Genomic DNA, 16,112 nt, shown 5'->3' with positions numbered 1-16,112 from the left:
CACACCTGGTCTCGGTGTGTCGCCGTCGTGAAAGGTACGCTCGACCGGCTCGAGTCACCGGGCTGCTCCAGCCCGTCCTAGTCAGCTCGCGGGCGGCATCCCTAGTGGGTGACCACAAACGCTGGCCGGGTCCGATCATGCGGCTTATGGCTGGCATCCAAGCGGTACGGCGTTCGCTGCGGATGCGGGCGCTTTTGTGGCGGTGGGCCTACCCGCGTGGAGTAGGTCGGTATGAAGCACAACTCCACCTTCGATGTGATCTATTGAGGAGTGCGCCGACACGTGGCAGCCTCGGCCTCATGGATGAACCGGTGGAGCAAGGGCTAGGCGAGTTCTTCGAGGAATCGTCGCAAAGGTACGAGTTCGACGTGGTTATGGGCGGCTACGACCGCCACCCTGTGAACGAGTTGTTCAACCGGATCCAGAAGACCTTCGATGGCACCGCCAGCGAACTCGAACGGGTCACTCCAGACGTCATCCGAGCCACAAAGTTCGCCGTCGTTATCCGCGGCTACCATCGCCAACAGGTGCATGACGCACTACTCGACTGCATTGTGCGATTGCAGTCACCTGCCTGAGACCCCAGCCAGGTACGGCCACGCGAATGGCTGCCCGGGGAGTGTGTTCACCCATGAGGCGCTGTGGTCTCGAGTGAAGATGGAGTGACCGACCGCGAACGTTGGTGGTCACCCCTTTGATCACGCGGCTTTATGGCGAGGGCGGCCCCACCGGTGCTGGCGTTCGCTGCGGGTGCGGGCACGTTCACGGCGTTGTGTGACGGGGTGGCGGGCGTTGACATTACTCCAGGCAGGTAGGCCTGCAGTTCACGGGCCAGGACGACGTGGTTGGGATGGTCCGAGCCGGCGATCACGAAGGTGCGCAGCGGTCCGAACTGCGGCTCGATCGGGTTGGCCCAGGAAGCGTAGGTCGGGGTGAAGCACAGTTCGACCTTGTTCTTGGCCGCCCAGGCGCGGATCGCCGGTGTCTTGTTGGCCGACAGGTTCCAGGATGACGTAGATCGGGGCGCCGTCGGGGCGTGCGGCCCGGATCGATTTCAAGGCGGCCAGCGTGTTGGCGCCGGTTCTTGCCGCGCCGGGTGATGCCCCACAAGGTGTCATCGCCAAGCGAGTAGCAGCCGTGGAAGTAGCACACGCCATGAGTACGGGTATAGGTCGCCGGCAGCCGGTCCGGCTTGCCACGCTCGGCCCATCCGGCGCCCTGGAAGGGCCGGATCGACAACGGCCCGAACTGATCGAAGGCGAAGCACCGGTTAGGGAAGCGGCTGGTCACCTCCTCGATCCGGTCCAGCTTGGCGTCGAAGTCCGGATCGGTGGAGGTCTTCCAGGTGCGAGTGCGCTGGAAGGTCACGCCGTGCTGGTGCAACAGCCGGCGCAGGTGCTCGCGCCCGATGACGACCGTCCGCTCGCTGTAGCGGATCAGGTGCTCGGCGAGCTTGCGCACGCTCCAGTGTGTAAACGGACACCCCAGCCTAGCCGGGGGCGTTTTGGCCGTCTGGATGATGACCGCGATGTCCTCATCACTGATCAGGCGAGGACGGCCTCCCGCCCACCGAGGGTCCAGCGCGGCCAGCCCCCGCTCGTTGAAGGTATGGATCACACGCGCACCGTGTCTTCATGCGCCGCGACAAGCCGTGCGATCGACGGAGCAGGTGTCCCCGATTCCGATGCCATAATGATCGGCGCACCCGGAACGAGTCATGCCTGCCCCGGCGAACGATCTGCTGCAACCAGCGTCCCTCGTCCTCACTCAACTGCCGCGCTCTGACCGGCTCCGCCATCCACGCACCTCACCCTCGACGACAACCTGCTGCGATCGAGAGTGACCGATCAGCCCGCCAACCGCGCACCCCGCGTTCTGCCTGGGTCATACCACTGCTCCCTTCATCCGGAAGCCCCTGCACCTGCGCTTGTACCTCGCACACCGACTTGATGAAACGAACTGCTGCTTGGCTTTCCATACGGCGTTGGTATGGAGATGGCAGCTATTGGGTGACCAAGTCGCGAAAGATGGACACTAAACGGACATCTTTTATGTTGCCATTCCGCTTGTTTGCCAACATTGCACGTTTGCCAATGCGTTCGCGTCTATGGGGCTGGGTATCTTCGCAGCGCATCGCACAGTAACGCGGTGTCCCGAAAAAACCAATTCTCGCAACGGGGGAAATCAATTGGTTTCTCGTATGAGCAACTCGGCCCCACGCGCCGGCGCCACCGGTCGCCATCTGCTGACGTGGGCCGTCGCGACAACGATAGCCTGTGGGGCCGTGGGACTCTCAGGTGCAACGACGTCCGCCTATGCCTCCACCGGATCGACGGTGGGCGTGGCCCACAAGCAGGTAAACCGGCAGAACGGTCCATGGCTCGACACGGCGTTCGTGCTTCTCAATAGCTCGCTTCCCAGGCTTGGCGAGGTCTTCGCCGTCTCTGCCAACAATGGCGTCCCGTGGATCTACGACCCTCGTATTACTAGTGGATCGAGATGGCGGAACCTCAGGGACCTCGTGCCAGGGAGCAGGGGCGGATACGTGCACAATATCTCCATCGCGCCTGACGGCAACGCTCCTGCTGGAGACGCCCGGATATCGATCAAGGCGCGGACCGCTGCCGGCATCTACGAGACATCCTGCGCTGTTCAGACCCTAGGCCCTCCCCTCGCCGCCGTGACCCCGCCCGGCAACTGCACCCCGTGGGCTGCCATCACTCCATGAGATCATCATCAGGGTGGGCGGTTTCTCGGCATCGTCGATGCCGAGAAACCGCCCGCTTTGATTTGATAAAGCCAGCGATTGGCTGATTCTGCTTTTATATCGCAAATATTCAAGAGCGCGCTGTGGTCTCTCGGTCTCAGCTTCTTTGCATCTCATCGTAAACATTCAGCCCTGTGCGTGATAAGTGACGGCACCCCCAGGGTGAGGTGGTCTCGTCATGAGGGGGAGTGTGCCCGTCCCGGTCGAACATGGTGAGATCGTTGAGTGTCTGGTCTGGAGGATCTTGTCGTGTGTGGAGCTGATCCTGCCGGGGCGGGTCACCGCGCTGAAGACGGAGAACGGTGAGCTGCGTGAGAGAGTCGCGCGGTTGGAGCGCTGATCTGGCGCAACAGCGTGAATTCGGGGGATGCCGTCGCCCGGGACGAGCTGCCGAGCAAGCCTTAACCGAGGGGCAAGCAGTCTGGCGTGTCAGGCGCTGTCTGGCCCGGGGGGAGTGTCGATCTGCGTGGCGCGGCATCAGGGGATCGAAGTGTCTTTGATAGCCGAGGTACCTGTGTCAGTGTCGGCTCATCGGCTCGTCGGAGCGGGTTACGCCTGCTGGACACAGGTACCTCGGCCGTGAGTCACGCCGACCGGGATCCGGTGGCATGACGCGCCTTTCGGCGGCTCAGCATGCTGCCGCCGAGCGTTGCACGATCAGTCTTCTTCCTTTTCCTTGTCTTCCTCATCATTGAAGAAGTTGCCGAGCGGCGACTTGCTCTGGTCCTGGTCCTGGTCTTGGTCCTGGTCCTGCTTGGTGCGCTGGTTCTGGTGCTGAGTGTTGTTGTTGTGGATCCAGATCCTGACCTTGTGCCTGTGGCGGTTGTAGTCGCCCCAGCCATGGCCCGTCACGAAGCCGTTGGCCATCGAGGTGACCGGGGATGCCGCGGCGGCATTGGCGGTCGAGGAGGTGGTCAGCGCGGAAAAGGCGCCGCCCGTGGCGGTGATTACGGCGAGAGCCGCGATGGTCTTGAACTTGGGCATTGAAGTTCCCCCCAAAGGTTTCGGTTGCCCCTGTTCTTAATATTTTCCGAACTGCGTGGAAAATATTGCGGATGATGACTAATGTGCCATCTGTCCATTTTATTTCCAGGGCGATTTGGATTAAACGGACTTCGTGGCACTTTACGCTATTTCGACTCTGTCATCGCCTTCCGCGAGCGTTTTGTAGGACTGGATGACTGGTTACGTCTCGCTTTCCGGTGTTGGGTGAAGCAGGACCTGGAAATGAGTAAATGCGCCCTCGATGGCGGACCGTCGAGAGCGCATGTTGGGTGACGTGGAGCTTGTGGAGTAACGGCCTCAAGCACCTCTCTGGGTGGTGCCGCGTGAAGCGGAGTGCCTGGGTTCCGCGCCGGCTCGCCACTTCGGTGAAGCGGCTGACGCCGCTGCGGGACCCAGGCACTCTGCCGCGGTTCACGACGCTCGGGATGACGTCGCGCCGTTTGGCCGTTCGATGCGCTCCTGCGGAGCGCTTGCTCGAGGCCGGCAGAAACAACCGCGAGCACCTGCTGGACGAAAGCGCGCCATGGCGGTGACGCTGATGGGTTCCTCGTCCGACCTCACTTCTAGGCGACCAGCCGACAGACTCACGTCGCGGCCGAGCGCACGATAGGCGTGTCGACGATGGAGGTTCCGGCCCTCAGCGGATCACACGCCCAGGGCCGCGACGCAGCGCCGAATCTGCCCGGGCGGAAGGGTCAGGCAGATCCGAAGCTGTTCGGCGAGCGCGGCGTCGTCCATAACGGCGCCGCCGCCGCCGTCGACGGCGTCGGCGACGACGACCTCATCCTTGCCGTCCTTCTCCTTGGCTGCCTGGAGCTGGTCCTGGTCCTGGTCCTGGTCCTGGTCCTGCCTCTCGGCCTGGTTCTGGTGCTCCTGATTGTCGTTGTGGAGCCAGACGCGGATCTTCTGCTTGTGCTTGTTGCGGTGGCGGCCGTGGCCGCCGTTGCCCCAGCCCCAACCTCCGTTGCCTCCGGCGATGAAGGTGCCGCTCGGCGTGGCGTTGGCGGGCGAGGAGGTGGTCAGCGCGACAGCGGCGCCAGCCATGGCCGTGCTGGCCGCGAGAGCCGCGATGGCAGTCTTGAACTTGGGCATTGAATTTCCCCCCAAAGGTACGGTTGCCCCTGTTCTCAATATTTTCCGGACTGGCTGGAAAATATTGCGGATGGTGAGCAATGCGCCATCCGTGCATTTTTTATTTCCGGGTGTAGTGTGACGTAAACGCACTTCGCGCCGTTTTGCATTTCTCTGACGGTATCGTCGCCCTCTTTGGGGGTTGTGCGAAATAGGAGGATTTGTTTCGTCTTGCTCCCAGATGGGCGGAAGAAATGACGGCAGGAAATGAATAAATGCACCCTCGGCAGCGGACTGTCGAGAGCGCATGTTGGTGACGTGGATCCTGTGGAGATGAGTCCTCGAGCTTCTCTCGGTTGGCGCTGGTGAAGCGGAGTGCCTGGGTTCCGCGTCGGCTCACCGCTTCGGTGAAGCGGGTGACGCCGCTGCGGGACGCAGGCACTCCGCCGCGGTTCACGACGAGCGGGATGAGGTCGCATGCGCCACTCGACCGTTCGACGCGCTCCTCCAGGGCGCTTCCTGCTAAGGGACGGTCACGGCGTGAGCGGGGCCGGCGGGTACACGGGCGTGACGGGCCTGACGGGCCTCATGACCTTCTCGATCTTCTCGTCCTTTTCCTTAGCCTGGAGCTGGTCCTGGTCCTGGTCCTGGTCCTGGTCCTGCCTCAAGGCCTGGTTCTGGTGCTGGCTGTTGTTGTTGTGGATCCAGATGCGGACCTTCTGCTTGTTGTGGTGGCGGCTGCGGTTCTTGTGGCCCCAGCCCCAACCTCCATGGCCTCCGGCGATGACGGTGCCGTTCGGCGTGGCGTTGGCGGTCGTGGAGGTGGTCAGCGCGGCAACGGCGCCGGTCATGGCCGTGCTGGCTGCGAGAGCCGCGATGGCAGTCTTGAACTTGGGCATTGAAGTTCCCCCCAAAGGTTTCGGTTGCCCCTGTTCTCGATATTTTCCGGACTGCGTGGAAAATATCGCGGATGGCGACTAATGCGCCATCCGTGCATTTTTATTTCCAGAGCTAGTGTCGGGTAAACGGGCTTCGTGGTGCTTTGCTCTACTCTAACGCTATCATTGCTCTTATTAGGCATTTATGAATTGAATTGGCATGGTTTGTCCGTATTGCACCCCTGATGTAGCGAAGTGAGTCGCTGTTGGGGCGCGCAATGCGCCTTCTACGGCGAATGCGGCGAGAGCGCCTGTCGTTGAGTCGTACGATTCCTTGGATTATCGGGGCGTGGGCTTGGTGCCGATGTCGCCCGTGCGATCGGCTGCAGATGTGGCGATCCTCGATGGAAGGGCGCCGCGGCGGTGGTCGTGCGCTGCGGTGTCGATGTGGAGCATGGCGATGGTAAAGCCCGATTTGCCGCAGACTCCATTGAGGAAGAGCCGTGCGCGGTGCTGGTCCGTGCAGCGGCAATGCATGCTTCCTCCCGCTGAACGGCTGGCTCACGATTGGATGTGCGAGTCCTCGGGATGGTTGGGGCGGAGTTGTTGCCGACGGGCCCAGGCGTCCAGCCTTTTGATCGCGTCATGATCAGGACTGCCGTACGGTGCGGTGAGCAGCACAATGGCTTGTTCCTGATCGTCGATGCTGGTCAGGGCCTGCCAATCGAGGCTGAACTCTCCGACGACGGGATGGCGGAGGCGGCTGCGGCCGAAGGTGTGCACGGTCACCAGATGGCCGACCCACCAGGTGCGGAAGTCCTCATCCCGTACGGACAGTTCCCCCACGAGATCTTGCAGCCGAGGCTGATCGGGGTAGGCTCCCGCGGCCATGCGCAAGCTGGAGACCGCCTCTTGCGCGCGGTCGCGCCAATCGGCCTGCAGAGATCGGACGTGGTCGTCAAGGAAGATCATGCGCACGTAATTGCGGTGGGCCGGCCTCATGGCGGCCAGGTCGCCCAGCAGGGCGGTGCCCAGCCGGTTCCAGGCCAGGATGTCCAGGTAGCGGCCGAGCACCAGGGCGGGAGTGTCGACAAGGTTGGCCAGCAGCCGGGCCGTCTGCGGCGTGATGCGCTGATCGGCCTCGCCAGGCTGCTCCAGCGTCTGGGGGTAGGCCAGCTGATACAAGTGCCGTTGCTGATCGTCGTTCAGGCGGAGCGCGCGGCCGATCGCATTCAGGACCGACCGGGAGGCGGTGCGCACCCGGCCCTGTTCCAGGCGGGTGTAGTAGTCGGTGCTGATCCCGGCCAGCTGGGCCACTTCTTCCCGACGCAGGCCTGGCACGCGTCGGGGGTACGGCGGCTCGGGCAGGCCATGCTCGGCTGCGGTGACGGCGGCGCGCCGGGCGATGAGGAAATCGGCCAGCGGTCCTCTGGCAGAGGCAACCTTAATGCTGTCCATATCCGTCGATCGTGGCACCGGCGTGGAGAAATTTCCTGGGAACAGTGTTCCTAGGAATAGCCGATCCTTCCAGCTCGGCAGCGTGATATGTGAGGGTTGTTTCGGGAGGGAAGAGCCGATCTTACGGTACTTGAGGGGGGCCGTGAGGCCGCCTTCCCTCCTTTGCGCCGGGCCGGAACGGGGTTCTCGACGATTGAGACTGAAGCAGAGTGCCTGCGTATCCGCGTAGCCCGTCGCTTCGTCGGAGTGGGTGATGTCACTGCGGGACGCAGACACTCAGCTGCAGGTCTCATGTCGCCCGGAATATGGTCGCAAGACCCCACATTGGACCACTCGGCGCACTATGCGCTCGTTCTAAGGGCTGCCGGTCAGCGGGCCACCCGCGAACTCGTCCTGATCCTGATCCTGCTCTTCGTCGTGACGGGCAGCCTGATCCTGGCTCTGCTGGTTGTTGTTGTGGATATGGATGTGGATCTTCAGTCGATAGCGACCGTGGCGGATCCATCCCTTCCACCCGCAGTGCTTGCCGCAGTGGGCGAAGGCGGTGGAGGTGGTGGCGGCGGACAAGGTCGTCGCGCCGGCGGCCGACTTGGTGGTCAGCGCACCCAGGCTGACGACGGAGCCGGTCATGGCGGTGCTGAGAGCGAGGCCTGCGACGACGGTCTTGAACTTGGGCATTGGAATCCCCCCAAAGGTTCGGTTGCCCTGTTCTTGACGTTTTCCGATTAGCGGGAAACGCAGTGGATGGCTGGCTATTGCGTCATCCGTGCTCATTTTTGTTTCCGGGCACTAATGGTGAGTAAACGAGCCTCGTGATGTTTTGCTGCTCACTAGCACTATCGTTGCTATTATTGGGAGTTCGTCACGTAGATTGAGGTGATTAGCCCCTTTCGTGCGGCGGCCGCTTCGTCTACTCGGTGGAGCGGACACGTGAATGCGCCCTCGGCGGCGAATTGCCGAGGGCGCATATCTTGTGATCCGGTGGCTTCGAGCGCTCGGTGGGCGTCTTCGCAGGGCCGTCACCGCTCGCTCGGGACCTTCCTGCTGACAGCTCCAGGGGTCACTGCCTGGAGCTGTCAGTCCTCTTCATCGTTGAGGAAGTTGAACGGGAATTTGCCCTGGTCCTGGTCCTGGTCCTGCTTCTGGCTCTGCTTCTCAGCCTGCTGCTGGCTCTGCTGGTTGTTGTTGTGGATGTGGATCTTGATTCTCTGCTTGTGGTGGCTGTGGTTGCGGTGGCGCCAACCGCCCCATCCGCTCTTCCATCCGCCGCCCCATCCCCAGCCGCAGTTCTTGCGGCAGCCGGCGAGGAAGCCGGCCGAGGTGGCGGCGGAGGCGGTCGTCGCGCTGGCGGCCGAGGATGTGGTCAGCGCTCCCATGCTGACGGCGCCACCGGTCGCTGCTGTGCTGATTGCCAGCCCTGCGACGATTGTCTTGAACGTGGGCATTGAGTTCCCCCCCAAGGATCGATTGCCCTGGTTCCTGACATTTTCTCGATGCTCGGAAAATGTCGTGGATGGCGACAATGCGTCATCTGCCCCTTTGATGTCCGGTGCGAAGGTGTCGCAAACAGGCGTCGAAGCGTTTTGCAATACACGAACACTCTCATTGCTCTCATTAAACATATATGAAATGAAATGAGCGGATTTGTCCGTTTTCTGCGCGAGGTGGCCGCCGAGCGCGAGCACGTACCCCGTCGCCCGAATATGTGACGATATGCCAGAAATGTCCGAAATGTTCCTGTGTGGTGTTGCGGCATGGCTATCGTGGAGTTAACGACGCGCAGCGTGGGAGTGAACGACTAGGAGGAGGCATGGCAGCAGAGCCGATCCCGCACTGGCCAGGACGCATGCTGGGCTCAGTGCACGTCAGGTCCACCCCTGAGGGGCCCGCCGAGCAGGCGGTGTTCGTACATGGACTGGCCGGCTCGGCCACCAACTGGACCGACCTCATGGACGAGCTCAAGGACACGGTCACCGGACACGCCCTCGACCTGCCGGGCGCGGGATACTCACCAGCGCCGGCCGACGGCGACTACACGGTCGCAGCGCAGGCCAGGGCAGTCATCGGCCTGATGGAGGAGACGGGCCCGGCCCACCTGTTCGGCAATTCCATGGGCGGCGCGATCGCCGTCAAGGTCGCCGCCACCCGCCCCGATCTGGTCCGCTCGCTCACTCTCATCTCGCCCGCCCTCCCGGACCTGCTCCCCAGGTACGGCCCCATCCGCGTGGCCGCCGCCGCGATACCCATGCTGGGCGAGTGGGTGGCGGGCAGGATGCGTCTGGTCCCGGCCGAGCAGCGGGTCAACGCCACCGTGTCCATGGTCTGGGCCGACGTGAACGCCGTCCATCCGGTACGCCTGCGCGACGCGATCAACGAGCTCCGCAGGCGCGACGACCTCCCGTACGCCGGCCAGGCGATGATCGGCGCGGCCCGGGGCATCGTGGCCGAATACTTCCGCCGCGGCGACGACAACCTCTGGCGCCAGGCGGCCAAGGTCCAGGCGCCGACGCTGATCATGCACGGCCGGCACGACCGCCTCGTCCGCCCGGCCATGGCGGCGAAGGCGCTGCGCACGTTCCCCAGAGTCAGGCTCGTGCTGCTGCCCACGGCCGGCCACGTGGCGCAGATGGAGATCCCCCAGGTCGTGGCGGCCGAAGCACGCCGTCTGATCAGTGAGACTCGATTGGGGAATGCCCCACTGCCCAGCTAGGTTTCACAGTGAGATAAGACCCCCTGAAACGGGAGCGTAGAAAGTGTCGTTGCCACCGCTGGTCGAGCCGGCCGCAGAGCTGACCGTCGACGAAGTGCGCCGCTACTCGCGCCACCTGATCATTCCCGATGTGGGCATGGCGGGGCAGAAGCGGCTGAAGAACGCCAAGGTGCTGTGTGTGGGCGCCGGGGGCCTGGGCTCGCCCGCGCTGATGTACCTCGCGGCGGCGGGCGTCGGCACCCTCGGCATCATCGACTTCGACGTGGTCGATGAGTCCAACCTGCAGCGTCAGATCATCCACGGCCAGTCCGACGTGGGCAGGCTCAAGGCCGAGAGCGCCGCGGCGTCGGTCCGCGAGATCAACCCGTACGTCGACGTCGTCATCCACAACACGGCGCTGACCACCGAGAACGTCATGGAGATCTTCTCGGGCTACGACCTCATCGTCGACGGCACCGACAACTTCGCCACCCGCTACATGGTGAACGACGCCGCGGTGCTGCTCGGCAAGCCGTACGTCTGGGGCTCGATCTACCGCTTCGACGGCCAGGCGAGCGTCTTCTGGGCCGAGCACGGCCCCTGCTACCGCTGCCTCTACCCGGAGCCCCCGCCTCCCGGCATGGTGCCGTCGTGCGCCGAGGGCGGCGTGCTCGGCGTGCTGTGCGCGTCGATCGGCTCCATCCAGGTCAACGAGGCCATCAAGCTGCTGACCGGCATCGGCGACCCGCTGGTCGGCCGGCTGATGATCTACGACGCCCTGGAGATGAAGTACCGCGACGTCAAGGTCCGCAAGGACCCCGAGTGCGTGCTGTGCGGCAAGAACCCCACGGTCACCGAGCTGCTCGAGGACTACGAGGCCTTCTGCGGCGCGATCTCCGACGAGGCCGCCGAGGCCGCCAGCGGCTCCACGATCACCGCGCTGGAGCTCAAGGAGATGCAGGACCGCGGCGACAACATCTTCCTCGTCGACGTCCGCGAGCCGAACGAGTACGAGATCGTCTCGATCCCCGGCGCCACGCTGATCCCGAAGGGTGAGTTCCTCAACGGCTCGGCCCTGGAGAAGCTGCCGCAGGACAAGCGCATCGTGCTCCACTGCAAGTCGGGCGCGCGCTCGGCGGAGGCCCTCGCCGTCGTCAAGAACGCCGGGTTCTCCGACGCCGTCCACGTCGGCGGCGGCGTGCTGAGCTGGGTCAAGACCGTCGACCCGAGCTTGCCCAGCTATTAAGGGGTTTCCGCCGGGACGCCCCGGTTAAGGTCGATGGCGTGAACTCCGCCCGCCCCTGGCCGACCCTGGTGGTGGCCTCCGTGCTGACGCTGATCTGCGCGGTGGCCGCCGGGGTGGCCGGGAGCGCGGCGGGCACGGAGCTCACCCGCGGCCCGAGCACCGCCGAGCTGAACGCCGCGGCCAAGCGGGAGGTCGCCGAGCGCTGGCGCACCTGGCCGGCGGGACGTATCTTCCCCGCCACATTGCCGTACTCCGCCGAGCAGGGCGGGCAGGAACGCGCCACCAGGATCGGCATCTCGCCGCACATCTCCTGCGACTCCGTGGACGCCAGGGCGGCCAGGGCGCTGCGCAAGGCCGGCTGCCGTGCCCTGCTGCGCGCCACCTACACCGACGCGCTGCGCGGCGTGCTCGTCACCATCGGCGTGGCGGCTTTGCCCGACGAGCTGCGTGCCGCACGCGCCAAGTCCGGCTTCGCCGACAACGGCAAGCCCGTGCCCGGGCTTCGGCCGCTGGCCTTCCGCGACACGATCGCCTACCGCTTCACCCCTTCCGTCCGCCAGACCGGATCGGTACGCCAGGCGGGCCCGTACCTCGTGCTGACCACGGCCGGCGAGGTGGACGGGCGGCCGGGGAGCGCGGTCGGCGAGCCGCGGCCGAGCATCTTCGCCTTCGCCGCGGAGATATCCGAGCACGTTCTGACCGAGCTGAGCATGCCGAAGATGCCCGATTGCGCCGCCGAGGAATGGCAGTGCTGACCCAGGGCACCTCGGCCGTGGTGCTGAGACGCGCGATGGCGGTGGCGACGGCGGGGGCGTTGCTGTTCACGGCCCCGCCCGCGCAGGCCGACGACGTACGCGGCGGCCAGGAGCAGGTGATCAAGACGCTGCGGCTGACGCAGGCGTGGCGGGTCAGCAAGGGCGCCGGGGTGACCGTGGCGGTGCTCGACTCCGGCGTCGACCCGCACCATCGCGACCTGGTGGGCTCGGTGCGGGTCGGCAAGGATTTCACCGAGGGCGCGAACCCGCCGGGAGTGCCTCCCAGCAGGTTGCACGGCACGTACATGGCCTCGTTGATCGCGGGGCACGGGCACGGCCGCGAAGGAAAACAGGGGATCATCGGCGTCGCGCCCGAAGCGGACGTACTGTCAGTAAGGGTCATCCTTGAGGACGAGGAGCCGGGCTTCCGGGAGTTCAACTCGGCCGAGCGCTTCGAGGACGTGGTGGCCCGGGGCATCAGATACGCAGTGGACGAGGGAGCAGACGTGATCAACATGTCGATCTCCAAAGAGCTGGCGACCAGGGAGGAGCGGGCGGCCATCCGCTACGCGATCTCCAAGGGCGTCGTGCTCGTGGCCGCCGCCGGCAACGACGGCGACCGGAAGGTCGACGGCGATTTCGCGCCCTACTCCTACCCGGCCGCGTTCCCCGGGGTCGTCTCCGTGGGGGCGACGGACCGGCGGCTGCGGCGGGCCACGTTCTCCAACTGGAACTCCTCCGTCCAGGTGGCCGCGCCCGGCGTGGACATCATGGGCGCGGGTCCGGGCGACGAGTACTGGGTGGGGAGGGGGACCTCGCAGGCGACCGCGCTCGTGTCCGGCGTCGCTGCCCTCATAAAGGCGAAATATCCAGGCATGTCGCCTCCGGTCCTCGCGCAGGCCCTGACCGCCAGCGCCACGGACCGCCCGCCGGGCGGTTACGACACGGCCACCGGCTTCGGCGTCGTGAACGCCGCCAGGGCCCTGGCCGAGGCCGACCGGCTGGCCGGGCACACCGAGACCGCCACGGGCCCCGACGTCCAGGATCCCGCCAAGCCGCTGGCCGGCGGGCGGGCCGGCCCGATCAAGGTCATCGTCAGGGACGACGAGCGCGTCACGGCCTACGCGGCCATCGCCGCGGCGGCCGCCGCGGGCGCGATCGCGTCCCTGAGCGTCATATTCATCCTGGTCAGGCGCGTACGCCGGGCGCACAGCGCGCAAGACGCATGATCTGCCCTCTTAGGGGGACGAAATAGACACAATGCGAATTTGGGAACGAGGCGGTGGTGAAGGCACGTAGGTCAACCGCAGGGCTGCCGCGCGCCGGAGAAGCCACGCCGGACCGGAGAAACCCGCTCGGCACCGCCACCGGCCGCCGATCCCGGGTGCGCAGCTGGCCGGCCGCGGGCTCCCGCAGGCACTCGGCCGCCGTCATGCAGCGTGCCGAGCTGGAGGCGCTCCGGCAGGGCATGCGTTACCGGCGCGTCTTCGTGGCGCTGCTCGGCGTCATCGTCGCCATGTCGGCCGCCGTCGTGCTGCTCGGCACCATCGGGCTGCTCAACGAGACCCGGTCGCGCCCGCTGACCCCGGCGGAGCAGAACAAGTACAAACAGGAGGAGATCGCCAGGCGCTGGCAGGCGTGGCCGGCGACGGGAGTCTTCCCCGAAGAGGTCAAATACTTCGGGCTCGACCGGGCCCAGCAGTACGCCAGGCGCGTCGGCATCGCCCCCGAGACCGAATGCGGCAAGGGCGTGGACGCCTCCGTGGCCGGCGTGCTGGATAACCACGGGTGCGTCACCATGCTGCGGGCAACGTACATCGACCAGACGGCGTCGTTCGTCTTCACGGTCGGCGTGGCGGTGCTCAAGGACGAGGCGTCCAGGGTGTCGGCGACCGAGGAGCTCACCCAGGACGACCGCGTGGGCGTGCTGCCCGTGGCCTTCCCCGGCACGGTGAGCGAGCGCTTCGGGCCCGACCAGCGGCAGCGTACGAGCTGGGTGGGCGCGGGGCCGTACATCGTCTTCTCGACGGCGGGCTACGCCGACGGGCGCACCAGGGCCTCGATCCCGCCCGAGGAGATCCTCCACCCGGAGCTCTGGCCGGCCGCCAAGTCGATCGGCAACCAGATCGCCTACTTCCTCGCGGACCCCCCGAAGGTGCCGCCCTGCACTCAGGGGAACGTGTGCTGACCGCCGTGCGCGCGCTCGCGGCCGCGCTGCTCTTCTTCACGGGCACGAGCGCCGACCCGGTGCGGGAGCAGCAGCAGTGGGTGCTCGACGCGCTCAACGTCGAGCAGGCGTGGACGCTGACCAAGGGCGCGGGCGTCACCGTCGCCGTCGTCGACAGCGGCGTGGACACCGGGGTCAAGGAACTGAAGGGACGCGTGAGCACGGGTCCGGACATGACCTCGGGCACGATCACCCGCGACGTGCCGCCCGGCAAGCACGGCACCGCCATGGCGGGCCTGATCGCGGGGTCGGGCGAGGACGAGGGGCTGATCGGCGTCGCGCCGGAGGCCCGCATCCTGTCGCTGCCCATGGCCACCGACGACACCCCCGTGGCCGGCGCCATCCCTCCCATGGAGGACCAGGAGACAGCCTCGGAGAGCCCGCTGGCCCGCGCCCTGCGGTACGCGGCCAACCACGGCGCCAAGGTCGTCAGCATGTCGATCGGCTCGTACGGGCCGGACAAGTCGGAGCGGGAGGCGGTGTCGTACGCGCTGGGCAAGGGCGTCGTGCTGGTCGCCGCCGTCGGCAACGACGGCCTGACCGACTACGCCAAGGAGAACCGGACCTCGTACTGGAGCTTCCCGGCCGGCTACCCCGGGGTCATCGGCGTGGCCGCCACCGACAAGCAGGGCAGGCGGGCCGCGTTCAGCAGCGACAACCTGTCGGTGTTGGTGGCCGCGCCCGGCGTGGGCGTGCCCGTGGTCAAGCTCAAAAGCGGCTACGAGCTGTCGGAGGGCACCAGCTCGGCGGCCGCCCTCGTGGCCGGCGTGGCCGCGCTCATCAAGTCCCGCTACCCGAACCTGCCGCCCGAGCAGGTCGGCCAGGCGCTCGCGGCCAGCGCCCGCGGCCGGCCCGCCACCGGATACGACGACCAGACCGGCTTCGGGGTGGTCGACGCCGCCGCCGCGCTCAACGCCGCCGAGCGGCTGACCGGCGTGCAGCGCGCCGCTCCCGTACCCGGCAAGGCGCACTTCGGCCAGGGCGAGGACTCGCCCGTGCCGTCGCGTCCCGGCCCCGATCCGCTGCGCATGTGGTTGTACGGGGGCGGGGTGCTGGTGGCGCTCGTCACGTTCTGCGGCGCCATCGTCGTGCTCAATCAACGCAAAGAGTGAGAGATCCGCTATGGTCCCCCGTCATGGGATACGAGCTGCGGGTGGTGCGTGAGTCGCCGCTCGCCCTCGCGGAGTTGGCGAGGGCCATCGCGCCGGCCGGTTTCGAGCTGCGCGGATCTGACGAGATCGTGACCGGCCACGGGGGCTGCGTGCACCCGGTGGCACGCTGGGACGGCCTGCTGGTGGGCGAGCCCGGCTCCGACTGGCAGGTCGCGCAACTGCTGAGGTTGTCCGCCGCGCTCGGCGGCCGGCTCGTGGGCGAGGACGGCGAGGTGTACACGCTGCGCGACGGCGTCATCGAGGTCGAGGCAGGCGACGGCGTGATCGAGATCGGCAAGCTCGACGAGATCCTCGACGTGGGCCCGGCGGCATGGACCCCCTGAACCCTTTCGCCGAGAAGGTGCTCGACCTCGTCGAGCGCATCCCGCCCGGCAAGGTCATGGCGTACGGGGACATCGCCGAATACCTCGGCGAAGGCGGCCCGCGCCAGGTCGGCAAGGTGATGTCCACGTGGGGCGGCGGCGTGCCCTGGTGGCGCGTGGTCCACGCGGACGGCAGCGGCGCCGCCCCCGACCACCTGCGAGAGTGCCTGGCGCACTGGCGCGAGGAGGACACTCCGCTGCGCGGTGAGCGCGTCGACATGCGCCTGGCCCGCTGGGACGGACGCCCGGCGGAACATGAACGATCTTCAGCGGATTTTCAGTAACCCATCTGACCTGCACTTTCGCCGAACGGGCGATTCTGTGCCATGTGACTCCCATTACCATGGGCAGAACACTGATGGCGGCCCGAAAGGCGGTGCCTCCCTTATGGCCACCGGCGTTCCAGCCCAGAGCCAGGGCGGTGATTCGCTCGCCGACCGCCTCAAGGCTGTCCAGGATCTCTGTGATCGTGGTGAGCCTCT

The 16,112-nt window shown here is 66.1% G+C and carries 15 protein-coding genes and 1 pseudogene; 9 read left to right on the top strand and 7 right to left on the bottom strand.

All coding sequences use genetic code 11. The annotated features are described in order from the left end of the window. Positions 1–299: 299 nt before the first annotated feature. Positions 300–578 carry a hypothetical protein gene (locus ID574_RS30400; protein WP_188192423.1) on the top strand — a complete coding sequence of 93 codons (279 nt, stop codon included), beginning with the start codon at positions 300–302 and terminating at the stop codon, positions 576–578. A 120-nt stretch (positions 579–698) separates the two neighbouring features. On the opposite strand, the pseudogene ID574_RS30395 reads toward ID574_RS30400, so the two are convergent. The 7 genes and pseudogenes from ID574_RS30395 to ID574_RS30365 all read right to left on the bottom strand — a co-directional run bounded on the left by ID574_RS30395 (position 699) and on the right by ID574_RS30365 (position 8,864). Then, positions 699–1,798: pseudogene (locus tag ID574_RS30395) on the bottom strand (IS630 family transposase). A gap of 1,626 nt (positions 1,799–3,424) precedes the next feature. Then, positions 3,425–3,751 (bottom strand): hypothetical protein, encoded by a 327-nt coding sequence (locus tag ID574_RS30390; RefSeq protein WP_188192422.1) that lies wholly within the window; start codon positions 3,749–3,751, stop codon positions 3,425–3,427. Between the two features lie 666 nt (positions 3,752–4,417). Then, complete coding sequence (locus ID574_RS30385; protein WP_188192421.1) at positions 4,418–4,864, bottom strand: hypothetical protein; 447 nt, start codon at positions 4,862–4,864, stop codon at positions 4,418–4,420. A gap of 512 nt (positions 4,865–5,376) precedes the next feature. Further along, positions 5,377–5,742 (bottom strand): hypothetical protein, encoded by a 366-nt coding sequence (locus ID574_RS30380; RefSeq protein WP_188192420.1) that lies wholly within the window; start codon positions 5,740–5,742, stop codon positions 5,377–5,379. A gap of 540 nt (positions 5,743–6,282) precedes the next feature. Beyond that, on the bottom strand, positions 6,283–7,197 hold the full coding sequence (locus ID574_RS30375; protein WP_223167227.1) for a helix-turn-helix transcriptional regulator: 915 nt from the start codon (positions 7,195–7,197) through the stop codon (positions 6,283–6,285). Between the two features lie 336 nt (positions 7,198–7,533). Beyond that, complete coding sequence (locus tag ID574_RS30370; RefSeq protein WP_188192419.1) at positions 7,534–7,857, bottom strand: hypothetical protein; 324 nt, start codon at positions 7,855–7,857, stop codon at positions 7,534–7,536. Positions 7,858–8,255: 398 nt separating this feature from the next. After that, positions 8,256–8,864, bottom strand: a complete 609-nt coding sequence (locus ID574_RS30365; RefSeq protein WP_188192418.1) for a hypothetical protein — start codon at positions 8,862–8,864, stop codon at positions 8,256–8,258. 125 nt (positions 8,865–8,989) lie between these two features. Between ID574_RS30365 and ID574_RS30360 the strand changes: the two genes are divergently transcribed. The 8 genes from ID574_RS30360 to ID574_RS30325 are packed head-to-tail and all read left to right on the top strand — an operon-like array spanning position 8,990 to position 15,914. After that, positions 8,990–9,889, top strand: coding sequence for an alpha/beta fold hydrolase (locus ID574_RS30360; RefSeq protein WP_188192417.1), 900 nt, complete (start codon positions 8,990–8,992; stop codon positions 9,887–9,889). 43 nt (positions 9,890–9,932) lie between these two features. Next, positions 9,933–11,114 (top strand): adenylyltransferase/sulfurtransferase MoeZ, encoded by a 1,182-nt coding sequence (moeZ, locus tag ID574_RS30355; protein WP_188192416.1) that lies wholly within the window; start codon positions 9,933–9,935, stop codon positions 11,112–11,114. Positions 11,115–11,152: 38 nt separating this feature from the next. Next, a complete protein-coding gene (locus ID574_RS30350) occupies positions 11,153–11,869 on the top strand; it encodes a hypothetical protein (protein WP_223167226.1) in 717 nt (238 codons plus the stop codon). After that, positions 11,863–13,098: a S8 family serine peptidase gene (locus ID574_RS30345; protein WP_336245566.1), complete on the top strand. Its 1,236-nt coding sequence runs from the start codon at positions 11,863–11,865 to the stop codon at positions 13,096–13,098. Before ID574_RS30350 ends, ID574_RS30345 begins: the two co-directional genes overlap by 7 nt. A 56-nt stretch (positions 13,099–13,154) precedes the next feature. Then, complete coding sequence (locus ID574_RS30340; RefSeq protein WP_223167225.1) at positions 13,155–14,057, top strand: hypothetical protein; 903 nt, start codon at positions 13,155–13,157, stop codon at positions 14,055–14,057. Continuing rightward, positions 14,051–15,208, top strand: coding sequence for a S8 family serine peptidase (locus tag ID574_RS30335; RefSeq protein ID WP_188192414.1), 1,158 nt, complete (start codon positions 14,051–14,053; stop codon positions 15,206–15,208). Before ID574_RS30340 ends, ID574_RS30335 begins: the two co-directional genes overlap by 7 nt. Before the next feature lie 23 nt (positions 15,209–15,231). After that, positions 15,232–15,591, top strand: a complete 360-nt coding sequence (locus ID574_RS30330) for a hypothetical protein (protein WP_188192413.1) — start codon at positions 15,232–15,234, stop codon at positions 15,589–15,591. Next, positions 15,579–15,914: an MGMT family protein gene (locus ID574_RS30325; protein ID WP_188192412.1), complete on the top strand. Its 336-nt coding sequence runs from the start codon at positions 15,579–15,581 to the stop codon at positions 15,912–15,914. The genes ID574_RS30330 and ID574_RS30325 overlap by 13 nt, the downstream gene beginning before the upstream one ends. The last annotated feature ends 198 nt before the right edge of the window (positions 15,915–16,112 follow it).

Origin of the sequence: Nonomuraea sp. SYSU D8015 (genome assembly GCF_008065375.1) — a bacterium.
Classification (GTDB): domain Bacteria; phylum Actinomycetota; class Actinomycetes; order Streptosporangiales; family Streptosporangiaceae; genus Nonomuraea.
The sequence above is the reverse complement of the archived record's forward strand: the minus strand, read 5'-3'. Positions and strand labels throughout refer to the sequence as shown.